This window comes from Pseudooctadecabacter sp., from assembly GCF_020627745.1.
Taxonomy (GTDB): Bacteria; Pseudomonadota; Alphaproteobacteria; order Rhodobacterales; family Rhodobacteraceae; genus Octadecabacter.
Window position 1 is genome coordinate 41,028 of record NZ_JAHDGE010000004.1, and the last position, 7,478, is coordinate 48,505.

6 protein-coding genes are annotated in these 7,478 nt (G+C 62.4%); 4 read left to right on the forward strand and 2 right to left on the reverse strand.

Features of this window, described 5'->3' with window-relative positions; genetic code table 11:
• The first annotated feature begins 91 nt into the window (after nt 1-91).
• Entirely contained in the window at nt 92-904 is an 813-nt protein-coding gene (locus QZ653_RS02905) for an isocitrate lyase/PEP mutase family protein (RefSeq protein ID WP_296417478.1), read from the forward strand.
• Nucleotides 905-964: 60 nt separating this feature from the next.
• Here QZ653_RS02905 and QZ653_RS02910 read toward each other — a convergent pair whose 3' ends face one another.
• The gene (locus QZ653_RS02910) at nt 965-1,567 is read right to left on the reverse strand and encodes an outer membrane protein (RefSeq protein WP_296417479.1); all 603 of its coding nucleotides are present in this window, start codon (nt 1,565-1,567) and stop codon (nt 965-967) included.
• Nucleotides 1,568-2,002: 435 nt separating this feature from the next.
• Between QZ653_RS02910 and QZ653_RS02915 the strand changes: the two genes are divergently transcribed.
• Nucleotides 2,003-3,604, forward strand: coding sequence for a trimethylamine methyltransferase family protein (locus QZ653_RS02915; protein WP_296417480.1), 1,602 nt, complete (start codon nt 2,003-2,005; stop codon nt 3,602-3,604).
• A gap of 280 nt (nt 3,605-3,884) precedes the next feature.
• Here QZ653_RS02915 and QZ653_RS02920 read toward each other — a convergent pair whose 3' ends face one another.
• Nucleotides 3,885-4,979: an anhydro-N-acetylmuramic acid kinase gene (locus tag QZ653_RS02920; protein WP_296417481.1), complete on the reverse strand. Its 1,095-nt coding sequence runs from the start codon at nt 4,977-4,979 to the stop codon at nt 3,885-3,887.
• 59 nt (nt 4,980-5,038) lie between these two features.
• Between QZ653_RS02920 and tyrS the strand changes: the two genes are divergently transcribed.
• Entirely contained in the window at nt 5,039-6,286 is a 1,248-nt protein-coding gene (gene tyrS, locus QZ653_RS02925; protein WP_296417484.1) for a tyrosine--tRNA ligase, read from the forward strand.
• Nucleotides 6,287-6,433: 147 nt separating this feature from the next.
• A complete protein-coding gene (locus QZ653_RS02930; protein ID WP_296417485.1) occupies nt 6,434-7,225 on the forward strand; it encodes a GNAT family N-acetyltransferase in 792 nt (263 codons plus the stop codon).
• Nucleotides 7,226-7,478 lie beyond the last annotated feature (253 nt).

Sequence of the window (7,478 nt, forward strand, 5' to 3'; positions counted from 1 at the left end):
GAAAACTCCGGGGGAGGCCGAAGGCCGGGGGCAGCGCCCCCCCCCGTCGGATTTGGCACAGCCTAATTCGAAACCAATGAAAGGACTGCCCATGACGACCTTCCGTGACCTCCACCGCCCCGGCGATCCCTTCATCCTCGCCAATGCCTGGGACGCAGGCTCTGCCAAGATGCTGGCCGCCATGGGCGCGCAGGCCATCGCCACCAGTTCCGCAGCCCATGCCTTTACGCTGGGCCGGCCGGACGGTCTGGGTGTGACGCGGGACGAAGCACTGGCGCACGCCGAAAGCCTTGTCGCAGCCACGCCCTTGCCGGTGCAGGGTGATTTCGAAAACGGCTGGGGCGATGACCCGGACACGGTGGCAGAAACGGTCCGCCTTGCCGCCGAGGCGGGCCTTGCGGGCATCTGCATCGAAGACATCCGCCTGCCCGGGTCCGACGCATATGACGCGGATCTGGCCACCCAGCGCATCAAAGCCGCAGCCTCCGCCGCCCGCGCCCTGCCGCGTGACTTCGTCCTGACCGCGCGTGCCGACGGCATCATGACCGGCGCCTATGACTTGGAGGAGGCCATCCGCCGCCTTCAGGCGTTCGAGGCCGCAGGGGCCGATTGCCTTTATGCGCCGCTGCCCCGAACGATGGACGATGTGGCGCGCATCTGTGCCAGTGTGACGGCACCGGTCAACGTGCTGGTGGCAGGGCCCCTTTACACCGCGCAGACCCGCGCGGCCTTTGGCCGATTGGGTGCGGCACGCCTGTCGCTCGGGTCGGCGCTGGCGCGGGCCACGCACCGCGTCATCCACGATGCCGCCACCGCCATGTTTGGCGACGGCGATTTTTCCCGCCTTGGCCGGTCCATTTCGGGCGATACGGTCGATGCCCTTTTGACCGGACCGTCCGACTAAAACGACAAAGGCGCGGCAGGTTTCCCCGCCGCGCCTGTCATTAATACTGTCGTAGCCGGCTTAGAACTGGAACGACATCCGCAAAGAGGCCGTCGTGGCGTCCAGATCAAGACCGCTGTCGTCGAAGTCGTCGAACTCGTGCTTGAGGACCTCACCACCAAGACGGATGCTGTCCGTCAGCAGATAGTCCATGCCGAGACCATAGAAGGCGCCTGTGTCGTCACCGTCCAGCGCGCCGCCGGTGTTCAGTTGCGCCGCACCTGCGGTGATGTAGGGCAGGAAGTTGCCCGCGTCGTAGCCTGCACGCAACTTGGCGCGTGCCACCGAATCTACATCGACCCCACCGGCAGAGACGTCAAAACCGGAGATTTCCAGCTCGCCACCCATCACAAAGCTGCCGAAGTCGTAATCGTAGCCCGCGTGCAGACCGTAGGTCGCACCGTCCGCTTCGAAGGTGCTGGGGTCGGCTTCTTCCGCATCGGCGTAGCCCAACGAACCACCGGCGTAAAAGCCCGTCCAGTCGTTGCCGGTTACCACCGGAACAACCGCCACCGGTGCCGGGGCTGGAACGATTACCGGCTCTTCAAGGTTGCCTGCAAAGGCAGGGGTGGCCGCAAAGCCCAGTGCGGCGACGGCGCTGACTGCAAGATGTGCACGTGTCATGATTTCTATCCTTTTTCTTTGTCGCAGGCTGCGTGGTCTGTGGTGATGCAAAGCCCGCTTGTGACCTTCAAACGATACAGACCCCATGTCGTTCCATCCCATTTTCAAAGATTTCGAAAATCAGCAGCAGATCGCGCAGTGCCCCTGAAAAAGCAGGCGAAAGTGCGCCAACCCCTTGATCTCACAAGTTTGTGACTGATCCGCTGAATGCCTTTCCTCGTGCGGCAATGTCCGTTTGCGACATAAGGTCGGAATTGGATAAGACGACCGCCACTATCGCGGTTCACGCTGGCCGCATGAGCATGGCATTTCGTACCCTGACCATCCGATTGCGCGTCCTGCGCACCATCGGTGCGCGCCGCGGTCGCGCCGCCCGGGGCCGCCCCTTCGTCTGAGACCTCCGTCCTGTCCTCTCTTAGACCGAAAGCATATCCTATGTCTCTTGATACCCCCCAGTCGCCATCCCCCTCAACCGATCCCTCAACACACCCGCGTCGCGGCAACCGGTCGGGCGGACGCGCCGCGCGCCACGCCGCACGGGCCGCCAAACTGTCCGACGATATGCGTCCGATCCGGCCCGGAATGTCGGGCGGGACCTACAAACCCCTGACAGAGGCTGATGTGGCCCGCATTCACGATGCCGCCCTGACCGCTCTGGAAACCATCGGACTGGCCGATGCGCCCCCCTCCGGCGTCACGATCATGACCGAAGCAGGTGCCGTTCTGGGCGAAGACGGACGCCTGCGCTACCCCCGCGCGCTGGTCGAGGATATGTTGGCCAAGGCCTGCAAGGACGTCACGCTTGTGGGGCGCGAGGCGCGCCACGATCTGGACCTCAGCGGTACGCGCGTCCACTATGGCACCGCCGGTGCCGCCGTCAGCATGGTCGATGTGGCCGGTAACGCCTTCCGCGACAGCACACTTCAGGATTTGCACGATGCGGCACGGATCACCGATGTGCTCGATAATGTCCACTTCCTGCAGCGCCCCATGGTGGCCCGCGATATTCTCGACAACCTAGAGATGGATCTGAACACGATCTATGCCTGCACCGCAGGCACGACCAAGCACATCGGAACATCCTTCAGCGATCCGTCCCACGTAGGCGACTGCCTTGAAATGCTCTATATGATCGCAGGCGGAGAGGACGCCTTTCGCGCACGGCCCTTCATGAGCAATTCCAACTGTTTTGTCGTCCCGCCCATGAAGTTCGCCACCGAAAGCTGTGAAACCATGGAGGCCTGTATCCGTGGCGGCATGCCTGTGTTGTTGCTGTCCGCCGGCATGTCCGGCGCCACTGCGCCCTCGACCACAGCGGGGGCCATCGTGCAGGCCGTGGCGGAATGTCTGGCGGGGGTGGTCTATGTGAATGCTATGGCGCCGGGCCATCCCGCGATCTTTGGCACCTGGCCCTTCGGGTTGGATTTGCGCACGGGGGCGATGACTGTCGGTTCGGGCGAACAGGCACTGCTGACGGCGGGCTGCGCCCAGATGCATGGGTTTTACGGCCTGCCCGGCGGGGCCGCAGGCGGCGCGTCCGACAGCAAGATGCCGGACATGCAGGCGGGCTGGGAACAGATGTGTTCGAATGTGATGGCGGGCCTTTCGGGTTGCAACATGGTCTATGAGGCCGCAGGCATGCACGCATCGCTGTTGGGCTTTTGCCACGAAAGCCTGATTTTGGGCGATGATCTGATCGGTCAAGCCCAACGCTGCGTGCGCGGGATCGAGGTCGATGACGAAACATTGGCGTTGGACCAGATGGCCGAGGTCTGTCTGGGCACCCCGGACAAACCCGCGCCGGGCCATTATCTGGGCACCGATCGCACGTTGAGCCACATGGAACGCGATTGTGTTTACCCCGCTTTGGGCAACCGGATGAGCCCGAAAGAATGGGCCGAAAACGACCGCCCTGTTCTGGTCGAGGGGGCGACGGCGCGTAAAGAGGCGATCTTGGCCACCCGGTCCGGCGCGCGGTTTGATGCGGCACTTGATGGCGCACTGCGCGCACGGTTCAACATACATCTGCCGGCCTGAGGACCGATCTTCGATCGGCGCATGCTGCGGGCGGGGGGCGGTTTTTCTTCGAAAAACCGCTGGCCTGCGTCTTCGCCAATGTGCGCATCCTCACCGGCTCGCCTGAGTGATCTGTTGCAGTTAGGTATTTGAGAACCAGAGAAACAGGGGACTGCGCCCGACGTGAGACCGTGTGGCGAATTTCAAAGCTGAGTTTGCGCGCGCGGTGTCCGATATTGTGCCGTCTTGTGTTTCTCTGGTTCAAAAATACCTAAATCAACAGCGGATCAAAAACGCATCGTCATGAGGGGCGCGACAGGGTTCCCCCGCCGATGGCGGCGGCCACACCCGTGGTGCCGGGTGCGGAGGTCGCAAGGCCTTTTGCGGTGCGCACAGCCAGAAAGGCGAAGGCCTGCGCTTCAAGGAAATCACCATCGAACCCTGCGTCTTCAATCGGGCCGACAGGCACCTCACAGCTTTTGGCGATCATGGACATCATGGTGGGGTTGCGGCGCCCGCCCCCTGCCACCAAAAGCTGCCGGGGCGTGCTTGGGCAAAGCGCAAGGGCCTGTGCCACAGACCGCGCACAGGCCGCTGTCAGTGTGGCGGCGGCATCGGCATCGGACAGGTCCGCCACGGCCCCTGTCAGATCTGCAAAGGCATCCCGGTCCAGTGATTTGGGCGGCATTCGGAAGAAATAGGGATGGCGCAAGAAGGCCGCAACGATCCCGTCATCAACCTGACCGGTGGCAGCAAGCGCGCCGTCCTGATCTGACGCTAAGCCCAGACGGCTTTGCATCAGATCATTGATCGGGGCGTTGGCGGGTCCTGTGTCAAAGGCCAGCAAAGCGCCGTCGCTGTCCGGGTGGGGCAACGCGGGATCAATCCATGTGAGGTTGCCCACGCCACCAAGGTTCAATATCGCCAGCGGCCCATCGGCCTGCATTTTCTTGGCCAAGGCAAAGTGGTAGAACGGGGCCAGCGGCGCGCCCTGCCCGCCCATCATCACATCTGCGGACCGGAAATCCCAGACCACCGGTTTGCCCAAGGCCTGCGCCAGCGCCGCGCCGTCACCCGCTTGGTGGGTGCCGCGTCCGCCAGGATCATGGGCCAGGGTTTGGCCGTGAAACCCCACCAGATCAGCATCCGGAAACTGGGCTGCGAGGTCGGCGTGCAACGTGTCGATCAGGGCGGACACCTGCGCCACATCATCGTCCTGCCACTTGCCCAATGCCGCGCGCAGAACCGCACGTTCGCTGTCGGTGTAAGGGCGGTAGGCGGTGCCCAGAACCTCAAACACCTCGTGCCCGTCGGTCACGATCTCGGCGGCGTCGATCCCGTCCAGCGATGTGCCCGACATCAGCCCGAGGGCGCGGACCCGATCCTGTTTCAACATGCTCTTTCCCTCACGCCTGCCAGCCCCTATAGACAGGGCCAAACTAGCAGGACGATGCCATGACCTACCATCCCAAATCCGATTTCATCCGCATCATGATGGAGCGCGGCTTTCTGGCCGATTGCACGGACTATCAGGGCCTGGATGAAGCGTTTTCCAAGGGCGTCGTCCCAGCCTACATCGGCTTTGATGCGACGGCAAAATCTCTGCATGTGGGATCGCTCATTCAGATCATGATGCTGCGCTGGCTGCAAAAGACCGGCCACCAGCCGATCACGCTGATGGGCGGTGGCACCACCAAGGTGGGCGATCCGTCGTTTCGCGCCGATGAACGCCCCCTGCTGACGCCTGCGATGATTGACGACAATATCGCAGGCATCAAACAGGTGTTTGCCAATTACATTGACTACAGCGGCGATGTTCCTGCTTTGATGCTGAACAATGCCGAATGGCTGGACGGGTTGAACTACCTCGATTTTCTGCGCGACATCGGCAAGCATTTCAGCGTCAACCGGATGCTGAGCTTTGAATCCGTCAAATCCCGACTGGACCGCGAACAAAGCCTCAGCTTTCTGGAATTCAATTACATGATCCTGCAGGCCTATGATTTTCTTGAGCTGAACCGTCGTTACGGCTGTTTGTTGCAGATGGGCGGGTCGGATCAATGGGGCAATATTGTCAACGGTATCGACCTGACGCGGCGTGTGCTGGATCATGAGATTTACGGCCTGACGTCGCCACTGCTGACCACGTCTGACGGCAAGAAGATGGGCAAGTCCCAGCAAGGGGCGATCTGGCTGAACCCTGACATGCTGTCCCCTTACGAATTCTGGCAGTTCTGGCGCAACACCACCGATGCGGATGTGGGGCGGTTCCTGAAGCTCTACACCGAACTGCCGGTGGAGGAATGCGACCGGTTGGGTGCGCTTGAGGGGGCGGAGGTCAATGACGCCAAGATCGTGTTGGCCAATGAGGTGACGGCCCTGCTGCATGGCCGTGCGGCGGCCGAGGCGGCAGCGCAGACCGCGCGTGAGGTGTTCGAAAAAGGCGGCGTGGGCGATGATCTGCCCACCTTGACCTTGGCGGCAGGTGATGTGGGCGACGGAATTTCCATCGTCCAGCTGATCGTGAAATCCGGGCTGGCGGGCAGCGGCAAAGAGGCGAAACGTCTGATCGCCGAAGGCGGTGCCAAGATGAACGATGCGGCTGTGACGGACACGGGCCTATTGATTGCGCCTACTGATCTGAACACGCCCATCAAGCTGAGCGCGGGCAAAAAGCGTCACGCGCTGGTGCAGCTAGGTTAAAAGCGTCAACAGACCGCCAGCGATCAGGGCCGCGAAGGCGGCCATCAGGGCGGCGGCGGGTAAGGTCAGACGGGGGGCCGGAATGCGCGGCAGATGTTTCATGCGCCCATTAACCCTGTTTTAGGTAAAGGTGGCGTTAATGGGGTCATGACCGCCCTGCCCGCATTACCTTTGCAACAATCGCCCCAATTTGCCCGCGCTTTGACAGCCTTCGGGTCGGACGTGGTTTCAACCGCGCCCGTGGTTTTGCAACGCCGGATCGGGACATGGGGCGGGATACGCTTTGCCAGCCGGATCAGATCGGACGCGCTGACACAGGCCCCCCGGTTGATCAACGGCGAGGATGATGCGCCTGCCGCCTACCGCGCGGCAGGCTACCGCCAGATCATGACACCCGCCCATGTGGCGGAATGGGATTTGACCCAAACGGACCGGCGCGCGGCGATGCAGGGCAAATGGCGCAACCGGTTGGTCAAGGGGGAGGCCGCAGGTCTGCGGGTGCGCCAGACCTATTGGGACGGACGGCCCCATTGGCTGTTTCATCAGGCGGCCGCCCAAGCGCGTGCGCGGCGGTATCGGGACTATCCGTTTGCGTTGCTGGCGGCATATGCGGCGATCAACCCCAAAGATGCGCTGATGTTCGAAGCCACGGCCAAGGGGCACCCTGTTGCGGCCTGTCTGGTGATGTCACACGGCTTGACCGCCACCTATATGACCGCGCATTGCACGCCATTGGGGCGCGATCTGCAAGCGCCGCGCGTGCTGTTGGATCATGCGGCGGGCCATCTGACGAACAGTGGCCACCAGCTTTTTGATCTGGGGTTGGTGGAGACGGATCATGCGCCGGGACTTGCGCGGTTCAAACTGGGCACAGGTGCACGGCTGCGCGCCTTGGGCGGGACATGGATACGTCTGGGGCGGCGGCGTGATACCGGCTGATAGGAACGCGGAGTGGCAGATGTGCGCCTCCGGCGGAGGTATTTGGGAACCAGAGAGCTTGAGCTGTCTTGGAATTTATCCGGGGGATGAATTCAGGCGCAGAATGGTCGGAGACCCGAGCCGTCTTGGAAAACCTCAGTCTGAGGGGTTCGACCGCAGGGCACCCGCTCAAGTGGCCCCTCTTGGACGACCGGCGGCGTTAACCTTAATCTGGGGTAAAGAGCGCGCCCATGGCATTTTCAAAATTCAAGGC